Annotated in this window: 21 protein-coding genes, 1 tRNA gene and 1 pseudogene; 15 read left to right on the top strand and 8 right to left on the bottom strand. The window is 58.3% G+C overall.

Annotated elements, in window-relative coordinates; genetic code table 11:
* The first annotated feature begins 120 nt into the window (after nucleotides 1-120).
* From CIT26_RS31095 to CIT26_RS31085, 3 genes are read left to right on the top strand one after another with little or no spacing between them, the layout of a single operon-like run.
* Nucleotides 121-378: a hypothetical protein gene (locus tag CIT26_RS31095; protein ID WP_095496117.1), complete on the top strand. Its 258-nt coding sequence runs from the start codon at nucleotides 121-123 to the stop codon at nucleotides 376-378.
* Complete coding sequence (locus CIT26_RS31090; RefSeq protein ID WP_095496116.1) at nucleotides 359-1,717, top strand: helix-turn-helix domain-containing protein; 1,359 nt, start codon at nucleotides 359-361, stop codon at nucleotides 1,715-1,717. The genes CIT26_RS31095 and CIT26_RS31090 overlap by 20 nt, the downstream gene beginning before the upstream one ends.
* On the top strand, nucleotides 1,714-1,983 hold the full coding sequence (locus CIT26_RS31085; protein ID WP_095496115.1) for a hypothetical protein: 270 nt from the start codon (nucleotides 1,714-1,716) through the stop codon (nucleotides 1,981-1,983). The genes CIT26_RS31090 and CIT26_RS31085 overlap by 4 nt, the downstream gene beginning before the upstream one ends.
* 159 nt (nucleotides 1,984-2,142) lie before the next feature.
* On the opposite strand, the gene CIT26_RS31080 is transcribed toward CIT26_RS31085, so the two are convergent.
* Complete coding sequence (locus CIT26_RS31080; RefSeq protein WP_143747960.1) at nucleotides 2,143-2,355, bottom strand: hypothetical protein; 213 nt, start codon at nucleotides 2,353-2,355, stop codon at nucleotides 2,143-2,145.
* Between the two features lie 59 nt (nucleotides 2,356-2,414).
* Here CIT26_RS31080 and CIT26_RS31075 point away from each other — a divergent pair, with 59 nt between their 5' ends.
* From CIT26_RS31075 to CIT26_RS31045, 7 genes are all read left to right on the top strand, one after another.
* Entirely contained in the window at nucleotides 2,415-2,594 is a 180-nt protein-coding gene (locus tag CIT26_RS31075; protein ID WP_095496114.1) for a DUF3606 domain-containing protein, read from the top strand.
* A 330-nt stretch (nucleotides 2,595-2,924) separates the two neighbouring features.
* Nucleotides 2,925-3,437 carry a hypothetical protein gene (locus CIT26_RS31070; RefSeq protein WP_095496113.1) on the top strand — a complete coding sequence of 171 codons (513 nt, stop codon included), beginning with the start codon at nucleotides 2,925-2,927 and terminating at the stop codon, nucleotides 3,435-3,437.
* 668 nt (nucleotides 3,438-4,105) lie between these two features.
* Nucleotides 4,106-4,627: a hypothetical protein gene (locus CIT26_RS31060; protein ID WP_095496111.1), complete on the top strand. Its 522-nt coding sequence runs from the start codon at nucleotides 4,106-4,108 to the stop codon at nucleotides 4,625-4,627.
* Complete coding sequence (locus tag CIT26_RS31055) at nucleotides 4,624-5,037, top strand: hypothetical protein (protein WP_095496110.1); 414 nt, start codon at nucleotides 4,624-4,626, stop codon at nucleotides 5,035-5,037. Before CIT26_RS31060 ends, CIT26_RS31055 begins: the two co-directional genes overlap by 4 nt.
* Before the next feature lie 316 nt (nucleotides 5,038-5,353).
* Entirely contained in the window at nucleotides 5,354-5,728 is a 375-nt protein-coding gene (locus tag CIT26_RS31050; protein ID WP_245319627.1) for an HK97 family phage prohead protease, read from the top strand.
* Nucleotides 5,634-5,879 carry an HK97 family phage prohead protease gene (locus CIT26_RS38965; protein WP_425350390.1) on the top strand — a complete coding sequence of 82 codons (246 nt, stop codon included), beginning with the start codon at nucleotides 5,634-5,636 and terminating at the stop codon, nucleotides 5,877-5,879. Before CIT26_RS31050 ends, CIT26_RS38965 begins: the two co-directional genes overlap by 95 nt.
* A 122-nt stretch (nucleotides 5,880-6,001) precedes the next feature.
* Complete coding sequence (locus tag CIT26_RS31045) at nucleotides 6,002-6,337, top strand: P27 family phage terminase small subunit (RefSeq protein ID WP_095496109.1); 336 nt, start codon at nucleotides 6,002-6,004, stop codon at nucleotides 6,335-6,337.
* Between the two features lie 267 nt (nucleotides 6,338-6,604).
* On the opposite strand, the gene CIT26_RS38380 is transcribed toward CIT26_RS31045, so the two are convergent.
* Nucleotides 6,605-6,739 carry a hypothetical protein gene (locus tag CIT26_RS38380; protein ID WP_280951147.1) on the bottom strand — a complete coding sequence of 45 codons (135 nt, stop codon included), beginning with the start codon at nucleotides 6,737-6,739 and terminating at the stop codon, nucleotides 6,605-6,607.
* Nucleotides 6,740-6,812: 73 nt separating this feature from the next.
* Here CIT26_RS38380 and CIT26_RS36905 point away from each other — a divergent pair, with 73 nt between their 5' ends.
* Nucleotides 6,813-6,956, top strand: coding sequence for a hypothetical protein (locus tag CIT26_RS36905; RefSeq protein ID WP_167391602.1), 144 nt, complete (start codon nucleotides 6,813-6,815; stop codon nucleotides 6,954-6,956).
* A gap of 118 nt (nucleotides 6,957-7,074) precedes the next feature.
* Here CIT26_RS36905 and CIT26_RS31040 read toward each other — a convergent pair whose 3' ends face one another.
* A complete protein-coding gene (locus CIT26_RS31040; RefSeq protein WP_095496108.1) occupies nucleotides 7,075-7,962 on the bottom strand; it encodes a class I SAM-dependent methyltransferase in 888 nt (295 codons plus the stop codon).
* A gap of 347 nt (nucleotides 7,963-8,309) precedes the next feature.
* Between CIT26_RS31040 and CIT26_RS31030 the strand changes: the two genes are divergently transcribed.
* The 3 genes from CIT26_RS31030 (at nucleotide 8,310) to CIT26_RS31015 (ending at nucleotide 10,440) form a co-directional block, all read left to right on the top strand.
* A complete protein-coding gene (locus CIT26_RS31030; RefSeq protein ID WP_095496106.1) occupies nucleotides 8,310-8,537 on the top strand; it encodes a hypothetical protein in 228 nt (75 codons plus the stop codon).
* Nucleotides 8,527-9,285, top strand: a complete 759-nt coding sequence (locus CIT26_RS36225) for a hypothetical protein (RefSeq protein WP_143747959.1) — start codon at nucleotides 8,527-8,529, stop codon at nucleotides 9,283-9,285. Before CIT26_RS31030 ends, CIT26_RS36225 begins: the two co-directional genes overlap by 11 nt.
* A 249-nt stretch (nucleotides 9,286-9,534) precedes the next feature.
* A complete protein-coding gene (locus CIT26_RS31015; RefSeq protein ID WP_167391601.1) occupies nucleotides 9,535-10,440 on the top strand; it encodes a LamG domain-containing protein in 906 nt (301 codons plus the stop codon).
* 375 nt (nucleotides 10,441-10,815) lie between these two features.
* On the opposite strand, the gene CIT26_RS31010 is transcribed toward CIT26_RS31015, so the two are convergent.
* Together CIT26_RS31010 and CIT26_RS31005 are read right to left on the bottom strand one after the other, a co-directional pair.
* The gene (locus tag CIT26_RS31010; RefSeq protein ID WP_095496102.1) at nucleotides 10,816-11,238 is read right to left on the bottom strand and encodes a CBS domain-containing protein; all 423 of its coding nucleotides are present in this window, start codon (nucleotides 11,236-11,238) and stop codon (nucleotides 10,816-10,818) included.
* A gap of 595 nt (nucleotides 11,239-11,833) precedes the next feature.
* The gene (locus CIT26_RS31005; RefSeq protein ID WP_095496101.1) at nucleotides 11,834-12,019 is read right to left on the bottom strand and encodes a hypothetical protein; all 186 of its coding nucleotides are present in this window, start codon (nucleotides 12,017-12,019) and stop codon (nucleotides 11,834-11,836) included.
* Between the two features lie 1,130 nt (nucleotides 12,020-13,149).
* On the opposite strand from CIT26_RS31005, the pseudogene CIT26_RS30995 reads away from it, so the two are divergent.
* A pseudogene (locus CIT26_RS30995) lies at nucleotides 13,150-13,989 on the top strand (ATP-dependent DNA ligase).
* A gap of 401 nt (nucleotides 13,990-14,390) precedes the next feature.
* Here the strand turns inward: CIT26_RS30995 and CIT26_RS30990 are convergent.
* The 3 genes from CIT26_RS30990 to CIT26_RS30980 all read right to left on the bottom strand — a co-directional run bounded on the left by CIT26_RS30990 (nucleotide 14,391) and on the right by CIT26_RS30980 (nucleotide 15,918).
* The gene (locus CIT26_RS30990) at nucleotides 14,391-14,576 is read right to left on the bottom strand and encodes a hypothetical protein (RefSeq protein WP_143747958.1); all 186 of its coding nucleotides are present in this window, start codon (nucleotides 14,574-14,576) and stop codon (nucleotides 14,391-14,393) included.
* 558 nt (nucleotides 14,577-15,134) lie between these two features.
* A complete protein-coding gene (locus CIT26_RS30985; protein WP_095496098.1) occupies nucleotides 15,135-15,341 on the bottom strand; it encodes a helix-turn-helix domain-containing protein in 207 nt (68 codons plus the stop codon).
* 503 nt (nucleotides 15,342-15,844) lie between these two features.
* Nucleotides 15,845-15,918: transfer RNA gene (locus CIT26_RS30980), tRNA-Gln, on the bottom strand.
* Nucleotides 15,919-16,192: the final 274 nt, after the last annotated feature.

Below are 16,192 nucleotides of genomic sequence, written 5' to 3'. Positions count from 1 at the left end.
TGCAGTCCAAGCGGCTCTTGCCTGGCGCAAAAGCCAGCGGGTACGCAAGCCTGCCTGACCCACCAGCATAAAAACCACCGCGGAAACAGCCGCGGCAACTTCAAATACCGGGAACATCCCTTGAAAATCCTCAGTATCCGACCGGAGCCTCCAGGCTTCGGCAGCACGATCGCGCGCTTCGACATCGCGCTCACCGACGAGTGCCGTTTGTACGGGCTTAAGCTCGTTGAAAAGCCGGATGGCCGACGCATGACGTACGGGCCGCAATCAGGCGGCCTGCGCGTCGCGACCTTTGCACCATCACTTGTCGAAGAAATTTCGCGCGCCGCTGGCGTAGCCTTGGGAGGCCTGAACGCCGATGACCGAAACGCAGCCTAAGCCATCGCTCACCCGCGAATATTGGACACACAACGTAGGCGAGCCGGCCGGCCCGGTTGCGCAGTTTAGGATGTCGCAGCTTATCGACTACGACCTGCGGCTGACCGACCCGGCGCGTATCGTCTATCGCTTCTTGATTGGCTGGTACATGCGCAGCAATGGCGATGCGCTTGCATCTGTCCGGCACATAGTCACTACCATGAGATCACGTGCCCCCGATGGCGCCAGGCATCTTTCCCGCTCAGCTGTGCAGCGGGCGATTATTCTCCTCATAGAAGCCGGCTGGTTGGTGCGCCGCTTCACCGGCAAGGGGCGCAGCGGCTCGCGCTATGTACCCGTTCTCAACGTGTTGGAGCTTGCCGCGCAGGGCAGCTTGCCATCGGTAGAAATCGATAGCGTCCCACTCTACCGGGACGCAAACGAGGAATCTGTAGCGTCCCACTCTACCGGGACAGAGGTGTCCCACTCTACCGGGACACTAAGCGACGCAGCGTCCCACCTGCTGGGACAAAGACCCTCATACATTAACCCGTCGACAGACGGGGTTACATGTAAGGAGGACAATGAATGCGCCGCGCCTTCGGCGCCGCTTTCGGTTGGCCTTGTGGCCACCGACGCGGAGACGGCGCAAGGTAAAGAGAAAAAGTCATTCGAAGAACTCTATCGCGAGTACGGAGTCCGCGCAGAGATTGGAGCCGCAAGGCGCGCGTATGACGAGCTTGCGCCAGAAGCAGAATTGCATGCAGCGATGATGGATTCTGCGCGCGCATGGCGGGAAGCGGCTGGTGAAAGCATTGAGCGAATGCATCTGCGGCGCTGGACAACAGAGCAGCGATATCTCGAGGATCCAAAGGGCGAGAGGAAACCAAGAGAACGGAAGCCCAAGCCGGCCGCGAAGTCCAAGGCCAAAGCCAAGCCTGTCAAACCCGCCAAGCCGGCCGAACCCGATAACGATAACGAAGTGGAGGAAGAGCCGGCCGTCTGGATTGGTGACGTCGGGCCGTTCTCGCCAACCGGAAGCTTCATTGCTGAAATCACAGGCAGCACCGTTTCGTGGCTGGATGAATATAACCAGCAAGTGGTTCTGCACCTTTCGATACGCTTCCTGCGATCACAGCCGGCCGTTGAGGTGGACCATACGTTTCTTGCTCAATCATCCGATGAGGAGAAGCAAAAGCGCGGCCAAGCGTTCCTTGCTCGCATAGCCAGGTGTCTCGACCTCGGGCGTGAAATCGAGGACACGGAAGAACTCCACGGTCGGGAACTGCGGTGTAACATCAGCAAGGTTTGCGAGGTCACGTACGATAAGCTCTTTGTGCCTCGGCAGGACGCCGCATGATGGAACCGGAGCAATTCGAAGAGATTGTCCGCGAAGTCCTAGCCGAACCTAGGGAAGCCGAACCCGGAACCGGGCCACGCTTCGTGCTTCCGATTAAAGCGTTCAAAGCAACGGACTCCGAAGACCGCGAACTGGATGTTGTCGGAATAACCGGAACGGAAGACGACAATGAAAACTTGAGCTTCATCGTCATCGTAGAGCGCGATGGCGAGACATATCCAATCATTGAAAGCAGCGTCTGGCGCACCAATGGGAAAGCAGGATGACCACCATCGCAACTCGCTCAACAAGCGTCGCCACCACCAACGATGTCGGAACGGTCCAGGTTCGCCGCATTTCATGGGAAGCACTATGGAAGCTACGGCCAGACTTGCGGCCGGCGAATGACAACGAGCAGATCGAGAATGAGGCGGGCGGCATAGCACCTAAGTCGGCTCTCCGAATTCCGCCTCGTTTCCTTCCGACGGGCGGCGATCGTCGTCCGCAGGAGGCAATAGCATGACTTCGGTTTCGCGCCGGCCGAACTCGCGACCAATTGCGAATGCCGCGTACAGCGCGCCGAGGCGGATGAGGAATCGAAGCATGGTGTGGGTCTCCTTCGGCGGTAGAAACCACGCGGCAGGCAGTTTGTTCCACATGGGTGGAACCTCAATGTTCGACACTCGTTGCCACTGACCGTGGGCAAAGGAGACGACAAATGGCAGTCAAAAAGACGAGCGACATTAGTCGAGTTAAGAAGGGTGCAGAGCTAGAGGTTGAACACCTGACGGAAGTCACTGACTTGTCGCCCAATCAGGCGCGGGCGCTGCTTCGCAAGCATGGCAACGATTGGGCGAAGATCAAAGACGAAGCCGAGGACTTGAAGAAAGACGACTAAGGGGGGCCTTTCGATCTCCGGCCGGGGCGATTCCGCCGCACCCGCTGCCATCTCACGCAGGCTTTTTTGATTAATTTTGATTTTTCGGAAAATCAAAACCTGCTTTTTTTGCCTCTCACCCGTATATAGCTGGTAAAACTACTATGGGCACCCACAGTAGTTTGGGATGACAGAACGACCGCCGCCGCTTTGGCGAGTGATGAAGACCGGCCTGGCCGGAACCGCGCCTTGGGTGCCCGAGCATCCCATTTTCATTCAGTAAATACCCGTCGGCGCATTGCTGGCGGGACTGCCCGGCCTGGCCGGTTCCCTCGAATGGGATGACCACCCATGACCAACCCAAAAAACGCTGAAGACTTCACGAGCTTGGCCTCCCGCCGCACCTGGTTGGACGACTTGCCAGACGATCGCGTTCGCATCACCACCACGCCAACACAGAAGCGTCTTAAGGCATCGAACGACAACATGCGGCTTGCCGCCCTTGAGGCTGTGGACGCGCTTTTGGCACCGCACGTGCCGGATTGCCTGCCAGATCCTTTCGAGACGCTGGACAAGGAAGCCGTAGGCGCGGGGTGGCGCATGCGACCCGATATACAGGAGATCAGGCGCAGCATGTTTGGCCGCGTGGCTGTGCGTACCGGCCATGGGCGGACACACAGCGAGCGGTGGCGACATCGCACTTGGCACATTGGCGCTTTGACGTTCACGATGTCCGTGCGTAGTGAACGCGGGCCGGTTCTTGTCTTGGGAAAGGTCGTGACGGGCGATATCAGGATCCCGGCCGGCGCCATGATCGGGCGCGGTCTCAGCAAGAAAGGCAGGGCGCGTCCGATCGTATCTTGAGCTTGCCGGTGCGTGGGAGCCTGAGCCGTTCCGGCGAGCGCCAATAGAGCCGTTAGGAGCAGTGCGTACGCCGTTCTTCTCGGGCGTGAAAGATGGCGCTGCGGCCAGGTCCGCTGTGCTAGCCGCGGCATACGCCAACACTTCTTTGCCCCCACCGATAACCTACCTTCCTACAGGCTATGGCGACCCTGATGGGTTCATAGGCGGCGTGTCTCGGCTCCACGGTGGCGGCTCCAGCCACGACGGACACGCGAAGCGAGCGGCCGACGCGGCGGTTCGCATCATTGTGCAGAAGTGGCTTGCGGAGAACCTGGATTGCGATGACATGCGCATCCTGTCGCTCGCAACCAGTAGAGTCACAGCAGCCGAAGCCGGCGCAGACCTTGTCATGACGAGGCAGAGATACGTGCGCGCTGCAAATGACGCGTTGGGGAAGGTGGCTATGTTGCTAGCCGCGTAACACAACTTGCCACAAATCCGGCTTTAGCTTGTAGGGATCGAAGTATCCCCACGAATTTCTTTGCGCCCGACGCATCGTCACCGTCGAGTGCAACCCGTCATTGGTGCATTTCATCAGACGGGACCAATCGAGCCGCCGCCCTCGGGTGCGCGGCTCTTTTTTTTGACCGGAACATCTGAAATTTGCGCAAAATTCCAAAGGAACAATCGTGACCACAACCAATGACGCCATCGCCGCTATCGAGCGGCGAATTGGCATTCCGAAATCTCGCGGCGTTACCGTTTCTCGCCGCCTCACCGAACATGGCCTGCTGCCTGCGGGCGCGCCAGGCAAGGCGCCTGAACTCGATCGTGCTGACTTCGTCACGCTCCTGATCGGACTCGCGTCTGACGCGCCTCTCTCGCGCGTTGCTGATGCCGTCGCAACTTACCGCGAACTAACGCCAGCAGGCACGCCAATCGATGTGCTGCCTGCCAGCCTTCAGTTCTCCGCAGGCAATTTCTTGGACGTACTCACAGACGCCCCTGAAAACTCGAGCCATATGCAAATTGAGTTCGTGTCGACGTGGCCGGGCGTCACCATTCACTATGCCGATGGTACCGTCCGTCGCTTTGTAAAGCCTGGTTCCGACGCTTCACGGTGGCAACACTCAGGATATCTGAAGAGTACGACCATCAATGGCAGCGCCTACCGCGACTGCGTCCGCGACCTGTTTGGAGCCTCGAAATGAAGAAGCAAGAATTCGCCGTGCCGTCGCTGGCCGACGCTTCGCCTGAATATGCAGATCTACTCGGCAAGCAGGCGGCCCTTTCGGCACGTCAGTCCGAACTCGCCGCGGAGACGAAGCGGCTCGAAAAAGATATCCGTACCGCACCACGTAAAGAGTACAGCGCAAGCGTAGCGGCACTGCTCGGCGAGGCTGTTGATACCGACAACGCGCCACGCCGCCGCGTCAGGGAAATAGCTACCGAAACCGCAGACATTGCTGCAGCGTTGGCAGTGCTCGCGGCGCGTCTTCAAGCTGCTAAAGGCGCTGCCTCCACAAAGGTTCGCGCCGCGGTTAAGCCTGAGTACGGCCGGCGCGTCCAGGCGATGGCAAAAAGCGATCGAAGCGCTGAAGGTGGCGCGTGCCGACTATGACTCGCTGCTTGATCAGTTCAGCGCCGAGGACGTCGAGTGGACGGAGCTTGTTCCGCTTCAGCCAAACTTCTGCGGCGATCGTCATGACGGACATCTTGACCGCTGTCTCCGTGCGGCAAAGGAGGCCGGCTACCATGGTTGAGAAGGCAAACGCCGCGCGCTCAAAGAGCACAACGTACACCCGCAAAAATTGCGTTGCCTGATGGCAAAGTCCAATTTGCGTCCACGGACCCAAAGGAGATCGCGGCAGAGCTTCGGGCCAAATCAAAGCTAGGACGACGCGAGGCGAGACTTAGGGAAGCGGAGCGAAAACTGAATGGCCGATAACGTCATAAGCGGATACTGCGTGCGCTTTCACGACATTGCGACCATTGGAGGGAGTTTTAGGGAAAAGATTGCTCCCGCTGCATTTACAGCCTCCCTGAAGCGAAACGATATCGTCGCTCTGCTGGACCACGACACCGGTAGGGTTTTGGGTCGCACTAGCGCTAAATCGCTCACGCTCAAGCAGGACCAAATTGGCCTCTATTTTAGTCTTGACGTAGATCCGTCTACACCAGAAGGGCAGACCGCCATAGGCACGGTTGGCCGCCAGGATGTCAAAGGTTTGCTCGTTCGCCGGACAATGGTTGGCGGAGGAGTGGCAAGACGGCGGAGATCGGCTGCCGCTGCGGACAGTAACCGAGATTGACCTCTATGAAATCACGCTGACTGCTTTCCCAGCATACGAAACTACATCTGCCAGTTTGCGCGCCTCGGACAACGCTACCGCGGCTGTCAGACGTCGAGCCGAGGCGGCGCGCAGGGCCGAGGCCGCAATGCGGCTGCGTGGTATCAGGTAGCCCCCAAGGGGGAGGTCATTTCTTCACGGCCTCTACTCACGGCGACCGGCCGCAAACCTTTGTGTGTATGCGCCTTACCCCGAATCGTTCTGATTTTTTCATCAAACCAGCGAGACAGACCAATGTCGGAACATAAGATTCCGGCCCATTTGGAAGCGGCAACGCGCAAATGGGTGGCCGGAATTGTCGAGGACTTTGATCTCGAAACTTACCACTTCAAGATCCTAGTAAAGGCCGCAGAGGCGCACGACCGCGGCGAAGAGGCTCGCAAGATTCTTAAAACGGACGGCATCGTCATCACTGACCGTTTCGGAACAAAGAAGGCGCACCCGGCCGTTGCTATCGAACGTGATGCGCGCGTGGCCTTCATGCGCGGTGTGCGTGAATTGGGCCTGGATATCGACACGGCAGACGCCCCCCGCGCACCGCGGACGCGCGACTATGGGAGCCGTGCGTGATGCCTGTCAGAAAAAGGACAGACCGCCGCCGTGACGGGATGCCGGTCAACTCGCTCCGTCGTGTTTGGGAACTGTGGCAGCGGCCGGCTCTGACTGCGGCGGAGGAGAACGAACTAAATATCTTGAACGCCGATGCGTAGCGGCTGGCTATGACCCGCTTCTCGCGTGGTGCAGCCGCCAACCATAGAGAGCAAAACAATGCCTGTACGACGTAGACGTAATAAAGCTCGCCCCGATGAAGCCAAGGCGTGGCTCATGTTTACGATGTCAGGGTACGACTTCTTTAGCGAATTGGTTGACGCTGGCGTTGTCGAAGACCGCCACGAGGTGCCTCGCGACCTTGCGGAACAAACCTGGCGCCGCATCGGCAACGACGTGCTGGCTTATATGGATGAATTCCATATTGGCTTCCGGCCGCCGGAGCGCCCCATCTGGGCGGAGCGGGAATTCGGTCCACCTAACGCGAGGCGCCGACGTGCCGGTAAGACGTAAGAAATACAAACGACGCAACGTCGAGCCGGATCACGATACGCTCTGGAATCTCGATCTCGGATGGCGCTCGGGCGAGCGGGTGATGCAGTCCCTGCGCAAGCTGTTCGCCAAGCTGAAGCTGCTCTAGAAGGCACGAGCGACGAAGACATGCCGAGGCGGAGAACGACTACTACGCAGCCCTTGAGACCATCAAAATGGCCGCGTAGGACTCAAACCAACAAGCCCTCCCTCTCACCCATGGCGGTTCAAGCAGCCTTTGTTATCATTACTAGGATTTCGTCACGCCACTCTCCCTTCCGTGCAAGATGAACGGAACATGAGACTTTGGCATTCGGGCCGAGAACTTTGTCAACAAGCACATGCGTGTCCTTGTTCCAGATGACGAACCGGTCATCTTTGCAATCGAAGTTCCACTGGTGCAGCCCTTCGTATTCGCCGCCCTCGGCTTCATCTCGGTAGTGGCGGAGCAAAACCACGCCATCGTCTCTGACAAGTTCGAGCATATTCGCGATCGTGGCTATTGGGTCATAGGTGTGGTCGAGAGAATTTCTCGCATATGCAATGTCAAAGCTAGCCCGCGAAAACTGGCTCAGTAGCGTCTCGCCGTCACCCTTAACCGTCGGGAACGGCAGCTTGACACCCCTCTTGCGCAGCACGTTAGCATAGTGATCTGCCAGGGGGTCGACAGGCGTGATGGATATGTTCTTACCTGGATGCATATACCCAACTTGGGTGATTGCCCCGGCCCCGACATCGATGATGGCAATGTCGGTACGAGATACTGTCGATAAATATTTTGTAATCATCGGATCCCGTATGGGACACTCTAGGTTCTGAGCCTCGGCTTGGAATTGAGCAGCCTCCGGCTCACTGGAATGGTACGACTCGTGCCAATCACGCTCGTTGAGGAGGCCGATAGTCCACTTAGCCTTGTTGCCCAGTCTCGCCTTTGCATCGGCATTTCTTGATAACGTCTGGCGCGCGACATAGAACGTGGAGAGAAGAGTAAGATGTAATTTCGTTGCCACTCGTGCACCACGGCCTTGAAGGGCCGATAGGATGCGCCTGGGGCCAACTTTCGTAGGTTGGGTCATCTCGCCACCATGTGCTATCGAACCAATCAGGTTGAGCATCAGCTAACCACGGCGTCCGTGGTCATGCCGCAGCCACCGCCTCAACGAGCACAGCCGAGGTGTCGCCGGTCCCGCGCGCCCAGTTCCACGGAAGCAACTCCAGCAGGCGCGAGACGGGCAGGTTCGGCATGCGGGCTAGCACATCCGCGAGCCTCGGCCAACTCGACCTCCGCCGTTCGGGAGCGGACCTCGGGGGCGGCCAGTCGGGCACGGAGAAAGCGATCGCGGCGGCGGTCTCGGACATAGCCAAAGCTACCACGTCCAGCGCCCAAATCCCAGACAAGGCGCGATACGCCGGATGGATACATGCCGCCCTCCGAGGCGGCCTTTTCTATTAAGGATTCACAATGACCAGAACCACCCAACGCGCCGCGGCGCGAACGCACTGCCGTGCTCGCAAGCCTCTAGAGGAGATTGCGATCAACGACGACTACCGGAAGCCGAGCCGGCTCTTTCCGGTAACGCTCGAATTCATGCTGTTTGAATCACGCTGCAGAGCGCTCGGCTTCGAACGCTCTGAGATTCTGAAACTGGCAAAGGCGCTGGCCGAAAAGGACATGGTTGATGGCAAATGATCTGAACATCCCGACCATCGCCGATGGTCAGGCGGATGGCCAATGGCAGACGTCGAATGACGGTGATGCAGCGCTCGGCAATGCCCTGGCAGATATCTACACGGTCGATTTCACGGCGGGCAACGTCACGCTGACGGCTGCACAGTTTCGGTCTGCGATGACATTCGTTCCCAGCAATCTTTCTGCGACTCGTGTCTTGACGATTCCGTCTGTGAAACGCGCGCTCTTCTTCGTCCACAACACCGATGCGGCCGATACAATCACCGTCACGAAGGGATCCACGACGATTGCGGTAGGACCCAGCGAGATAGGTGTGTTCAACACGGACGGCACGACGAACAGCCTTGGCGGCGCTGTGCTTACCTCCGGCGGCGGTTCAGTAAGCCCGATCGGTAAGCACACATTGTGGATACCGGCAGGCGCGATGACGGCGCGCACAACTGATTGCGCTGCGGCCGGCACGGTCGAGACGACGACCAACAAGATCATGCTCAAGACGTTCGACTTCGACGCGTCTGCAGACGAGAACGTTCAATTTTCGATCCTGAAGGCACCATTACGTTCAAGCCGGTCTGGAGCCATGCCGCAACGACTACGAATTTCGGCGTTGCCTGGTTCTGCCAGGGGCTTGCCTTGTCTAACGACGACGCGGCCGATGCGGGCTTCGGTACAGCTCAGTCGAGCGTCGACACTGGCGGCACCACCAATGACATTTATATCGGCCCGGAAAGCTCGGCGATCACTATAGGTGGCACGCCGGCCGAGGGCGACCTTGTCGTGTTTCAGATCTACCGCGACGTGAGTGATGCTGGCGACACCATGGCGGTCGACGCGCGCCTGCATGGCATCCACATCTATCTGACCACCAATGCAGCGACGGACGCCTGACCCATGTTCATGTTGACCCAACTTGTAGGTTTCGGAGCAGGCGAGCAGAGCGGAGTCGGCGGGGCGCTCGCGATCTCTGGCACTCCGGTTCTATCGACCCCAAGAAGACGTGCCCTATGCGGGATTCACGGTCTCGGCGACGGGCGGCACCGCGCCCTATACGTTTTCGGTTCATGCCGGAACGTTGCCGACCGGCATCACGCTGAATAGTTCAACCGGTGTTGTTTCAGGAACCCCGACCACCCCGGGAACTTCAACGGGCATAGTGATCCGGGTTACTGACAACGTGTCGGCAACTGCCGATCTCGCGTCGTTTGATCTCACAGTCTACAGCGACCTGTATTTCGGCAACGTCGTCCTGCTCGTCGGCTTCGACGGCACCGATGGCGCGACCGCCGCGACGGACGAAAGTCCGTCGGGCCACACGCTGACGTTCAACGGCAACGCTCAACTCGATACCGGCGTTGCGCCTCCGTTCGGAACGTCATCGCTATTGCTCGATGGGGCAGGTGATTACCTTACCACTCCCGACAGCGAGGACTTCAATTTCGGGACCGGCGACTTCACAATTGAAATGTTCGCCCGCACTGCCGCGACCGCGAACAGCAACTATCTGCTCGTGCATGCAGGCTCGTCCCCCAACATCTCTTACATATGGCGGTGCAATGCCGCCAACCAGCAGGATGTCGTGTGGTCGACAAACGGCACCAGTACATTCAACTTGGTTGGAGCAAGCGGCGGCGTGCCTCTCACGAGCTGGAAGCATCTATGCTTTGAACGGTCGGGCTCTAAGCTTCGCCTCTATGCCGATGGAGTGATGGAGACGAGTTCGACCACGATCGGAGCGAATGCGCTTTTCAACTCATCCGCCGTCCTGGCCATTGGTATGAGATCCACGTCAACCACCAATGGCTTCAACGGCCATCTGAAAGAGCTTCGCATTACCAAGGGAGTGGCGCGCTACAATTCAGACGCCGGCTTTACAGTGCCTATCGCTGCGTTCCCGAGGAGCTAGGAGACTTTGAGAGCGCGCTCATCGTATCCAGAATTTGCTATCAACCGTACAGCGGCGAATGCGGCCAAAACTATGAAAACCGCTGTGATGCTAAGGAATATTGACGACGCAAGAATGGTCACGCTGTGGTCATAGCAACTTGCGAATTCCATGGCGCTTTACCCCTTCAAACCCAGCTTAAACGGCTTGCATGATGATCCTGCTTCAGGAGAAATACAAGCATGTGCTAATATAGTGCTAACTGCTATCCCCCGCAGGCAACGGCGCTCCTTCTCGGCCAGTGCTGTGTAGAGTTGTAGCATGAAGTGCCGGCGCGCTGTGGCCAGCGCGGCGGCAGACTGAGGCCTTCGCTCGAGAGCACGGGCGAGCCGCCCTTCAGTGGTGATGGGCGGAAACGCTCTTGACGTATTCGGATACCAGCTCCCTCGGTGCCGACTGACTGACATCGCCGACGCTAAGGATGCCGACCATCCGCATATTCTTGTTGATCACCGGCAACCTGCGGATTTTCAGTTCTTCCATATGCCGTACGGCCTTGTCCAGATCGTCGTCTTCGCGGCAGCAGTGAATGCCGGCCGTCATGACATCGCGCGCCGTTGCGGTGCGGCTGTCGAAACCATCCTCCGCCAGTCCTTTGCAGACAATATCGCGGTCGGTCACCATTCCGATCAGTCGGTCGTTCTCTCCGATGGGAATCGACCCGATATCCTGGGCTCGCATCATTTTCGCCAGTTCGGTTACAGCGGTTTCGGGGCTGACCCAGTCGACACCCTTATGCATTGCGTCTTTGACTTTCATGGCGGACCTCCCTTGCTGGGGTTGGAGAATGTCCCCTCTGTCCCATGTTACCGCGGACGGGGCTTGGCTGCCAGAGAGTTCGTTCCTCCTGCCGACAGAACAGCGAGTACGAACGAATGTTCCGCTTGGCATTTCAGTAACAGCTAACGGAACGGAAACAGCTCTGCGATATTGATTCAAATTCGAGTTGCGGGGAGTTCCGATGCGTAAGCGAAGGCGAGCTGCAGGTCACTGCCGGGGAAATGGAATTCACGGCCAAGGAAGGCGACGTGTGGAGCTGCGGCAAGGGTAGCACGAAGGAGGCTGCTACAAACAACGGAACAGTCGTCGCAGTGATGCGGGTGATTAACCTCAAGGCTGCATAAAGCTAGGCACCCCCAACGGCGCGAGGCGCTTGCCCAGTTAAGGACATCGGCCGCCGGATATATCTTTCAGCCGACGGAACGTTAGTGCCCGCCGGGTGTTATCACCATGATCCCCGCATAGGGATCATAAAGGGCCTTGTCCCCTCTTGGCCCCAGTTTGAGTCCGCTGTCTCCCCGACAGCGGACCCGACGCATTCAGTGGCATCCTCTAAACGCAAATGCCCAATGACTTAACTGCCTCCTGCTTGACTGAATACAACCGTGCCGTCGTCTTTGCGTACTTCCACTGCTACGATACCGTGATCCTGCTTTCCGGGGAATGTCGCCAGCGCGTGATCTCTTGCGGCCTTCTCGGCATCGAAGGGCGTCTTTTCAACGATGCCCTGTTTCCCGTACCAAATCACCGTGAAGCCCACCGCTGCGACGCTCCCTTTAAGGCGGCTTCATTTGCGCCCCGGCCTGGGGCCTACCTAGCCGCCACTTTCTATTCCGCCGGCAGCTCTTTTGAGCCTCGACCCAAGCCCGGCCGCGGCTCTCAAGCGCATCATCCGGGCCGCTTTCGCTCATACTCGGCGTCACCTGCATCGCGAGCCTCTTTTATTCCTCGGAACCGATCGCGAAGCTCAGCGCCCAGCACATGAACCGAATAGATGCCTGAATTGGTGTAGGTGTGGTTCTTGTGCTTAACAATGACCGCAACCTGTTCGCCGCCGACAAGTCCGTGCGAAATGCGGGCATGCCCATGCGGCTCCCATTGAATCGAGAATTGCGCCTCCCGACCCATGTTCCTCATATCGACAGGATGCGCGCCGATACGAGTACGCGCAAGCGTTGCTCTCGCAGCGGTGCTTGACGATTTCAACGGAGGAAAATAGCCGGCGCCGCTCGATTATGCAAATGGCCGGCGAGCAGCACAAAACACCCAGCGGGCCTGACAACTTGATCGTTCAGCGCTTTGGTCAAAGAAGCGAATATAACCGAAGAGCAGGCTCGCGACCTTATCGCTCTTCTGGGGTACGACTGGTCTTCGCTTATGCGAGAGGCCCGGTTTCTGGTTCGGAAACGCTAGTCGCAAGGTGCCGGGCATGGGCGAGCCGTTTGACGTTCATCGGCTAAGTCTTTCAACCGTTTCAATTATCGCTTTGGCCAGCGCTTCGCCCTCATGGACCGGCTCAGGACCATAGAGCAGCAGGACAGCTTCCTCGCTCGGCAACACGCCAGCCGGGCAGGTCTGTTCAATGGCCATGCGAACCAGATTAAGGCCGGCCTAGGCGTTTTGGATCGTCTCTGGCGCTTCCGCTGCATCCTCGCTGAGATGGTCGGCCCGACAGCCGCTGCGGAGTAGGCAACCGACCGCCGGGCCTAACCGGCGGGGTTTGGGCGTGTCCGCCGGCTGGGAAGAATAATAAGCCATTTCATGCAGAATTGCTAATTTAGTAAATGATCATGATCCGTTCCCCTAGCCACCAGATGGGACGGGCCTAGACTCGATTCCGTGCGTAAACTAGTGCGTGCCGGACCCGGCCGGCTTGAGTTCATTCCTCCGATGATGCCTACCTTGGTCGCCAAGCCGCCCCAAGGCGATGACTGGATGCATGAAGCAAAATTCGACGGCTACCGCTCCCAGATCATCATAGACGCCGGCGGCGCGCGGATTTTCACCCGCCGCGGTCTCGATTGGACTGCCAAGTACCGCGATCTAGCCGAGGCAGCCAAAGGTCTCAACGTACAGAACGCCATCATCGACGGCGAAGTCGTCGTCTTAAATGAGGCTGGCCTTTCGGATTTTGCCGCGCGGCGCAAGGGAATCACCAGGCGCCAGCACGAGCTCTATTTCGTGGCGTTCGATCTGCTGCATCTCAACGGCCACGACTTGCGCGACATGGTGCTAGAGGACCGCCGCGAGATCCTGGCCGAGATGATCCCGGATGGCGGTCGCATCCAATTCAGCCAGGCGCTGCCGGGCACTGGCGCCGCGATCTATCATCTGATCGACGCGGCCGGCCTGGAAGGGATGGTATCGAAGCGTCGAGACAGCAAATATCGCAGCGGCCCGACTACCAATTGGCTGAAAACAAAATCCTTCACCGAAAGCGAGTTTGAACTTCTCGGAGTTGAACGAGAGCGGGGCAAGCCGGCCTTCGCTCTGATGGCCGAGCCGGGACCCGCAAATATGTCGGCAGTGCTTTCGTCAGCGTCAATCGCGAGATGCGGGAGCGGCTGTGGAAGCGCGTCCAAGGAACATGCCGGGCCACCGCCCAAGGACATGCCAAAGCGGCCGGCAACGCAGTGGGTCAAGCCGGGCATCAAGGCCCGCGTGAAGCACCTCAGGGGCGAGGACGACCTTCGGCACGCCTCGCTGCAGGATTTCTGGGACGAAGAATGACCGGGATTCCGCTCCGGTTGCGGTGCGTCAAGCGGAACATTAGGGTTTTCTAATAATTATCTGTGACCAGCGGGCACGCCACCCGCTGCCCCGCTGCAGATCGGGGACCCTAACCTGATCGGGCCCGCACTCTCCGCCGGAGGCGCGGGCCTTCTTTGTTGCCTCGCGCTTTGCTACCGTGTGGTGTCTTCATCAGGTTGGTCCGCTGCCATGCTCAAGCCGCTGCTTGATCCCGATGTCGCCGGCTTTTCATCTGTTCGAACGATGCGCTGTCTTCATGGCACATCAATATTGAATCTGTCGGGGCTTGACCCCAACCTGGACTATCTTCCATTGCCCGCTGGCTTCGGCTAGCGGGCTTTCTGCTGCTTCGCCCAGCGTGATGCGGGTCAGACCGTCGGTCATCCTTTGGTGGCGCGGGCGAGCGCACCGAGTTTTTCGACAATGACGCCAAGCGCGAACGTGACCGTTCCAAAGCCGAAGGCTGCTGTGGCTAGAATTTCGTGGATTGCCGATTTAGACGCGCCGAAAAATGATAATCCTGCCAATATCTCTAATACGCCCACGATCGCTATCAATGTTCCCATCATCCCCTCCCGTTCCCACCAGCACCATGCGCATGTGAGAGGGAGGAAGTCTACAGAGGGGCGCGCAGTCTCACGCCCGGCGCCGCCGCACGGAACTATTGTGCTTCCAATAGCTAGCCGGCGAGCGATAGGCCGACCGCTATTCCTAAACCTATCGCCAATCCAGTGGCTAGCTTACCGCCAAGATCCAATGCCGCGGCGTGGGCTAGCCTGCGCCAGTCCCCGCGAGGTTGGGCGATGATTTTGGAGATGTCATCGAAGATAAGCGCGTCTCTCATGGACCAAGCCCCTCTATATGTTCTATGATCATGGATTCCATAAAATAGCGCTGGAGTCCAGCCGCAATATGTCACGAAGTATAGATAGCCGCTTTCGCATAATCACCATTGACAAATTATGCGAAAGCGCCTTGAAGATCTTAACTGTGCTGGTTGCGTTCAGTATCTCGACGATATATTCTGCAGCTGGCGCATCGGATCGGATGCGCTGGTACGCGAGAACCGACTGCGACGCTTCGCAGTCAGGGCGCGCCCTGAATTTAGCGATAGGGGCGCGCTTTTATTTCAGCCGGACGCCAGGGCCGCCGTCGACGGATTGGCCGTCGGCGAGGAAGATGACACCAGAATTTTCTAGAGCAGCGTGGATGGCAGCTATTGTGCGGGGTAACAGTTCTTCGCCGCGTTCCAGGCGTGAAATCGTGTCCACAGACACGCCGGCAGCTTTTGCCAGATCGCGAACACCCCATCCGACCGCCGCTCTCGCCATCTTACTCTGAACTGCACTCACCATGACTGTGTACCGATTTCGTGTTGACGCACCGACAAACGTTTGCTATCGGTACAGTGTCATGAATTCAGAACAAAGGCAACAAGGAGCGGCGGAATGAGCGGGCAGACAGTTAACGATGGAAAGAGATCGCGATACGTGGACAGCGGCGCCTACGTGGCGCGAGTGAATGAGCGTGGCTTGCCGGTGGAATGGATTGGAAGGGCGCCAGATATTGAGATGGCAGTTTATGCTGCCGAGTGCATGGGACCGGGCTACGTAGCTGGCACCTGGGCGTACCGCACCGCCTGACGCTAGGCATCGCAACGACAAAGCCCCGCTTCGGCGGGGTTTTTGTTGTGGCTATGTTGCTATCCATGTTGCTATTCGTAGCCTCCGCTCATTACGAAGCCTTACAAATCAAGACGTTATGTTGCTACGCATTTCAGGGCCTAGCAACATGGTTTTGGGCAATTTTGGTAGCTAAGTGCTTGAAATTGCTTTGGCTGGGGAACCTGGATTCGAACCAGGACTAACGGAGTCAGAGTCCGTGGGTCTACCGTTAACCTATTCCCCAGCAGACGCGGCTGCGAAGGCCGCGCGGGCAGGGCGGCGATGTTGCCGCGCGTGCCTTGTAGCCGCCGCCGGAAAATAGTCAAGCCTGCCCAGGCATTTCAATCGGCGCGATTGCTTCAGGTTTTGAACTGCCCTCATTCTTGCCCATTCCGGGGCGAGCCGCTTGTCTCGTGGGCTCTCCCTTCTCCCCTTGTGAGGGCTTTGCACGGGGAGCGAAGTCGCGTTTGGTGGGTTAATGGGGCCTTTTTGAAGGCCTGCGGAGCGGTTTTCAGCGG

This window comes from Mesorhizobium temperatum (genome assembly GCF_002284575.1).
In the GTDB taxonomy this organism is placed as follows: Bacteria; Pseudomonadota; Alphaproteobacteria; order Rhizobiales; family Rhizobiaceae; genus Mesorhizobium; species Mesorhizobium temperatum.
Note: the sequence above shows the minus strand (reverse complement) of the source record. Positions and strands in the feature narration are given on the sequence as shown.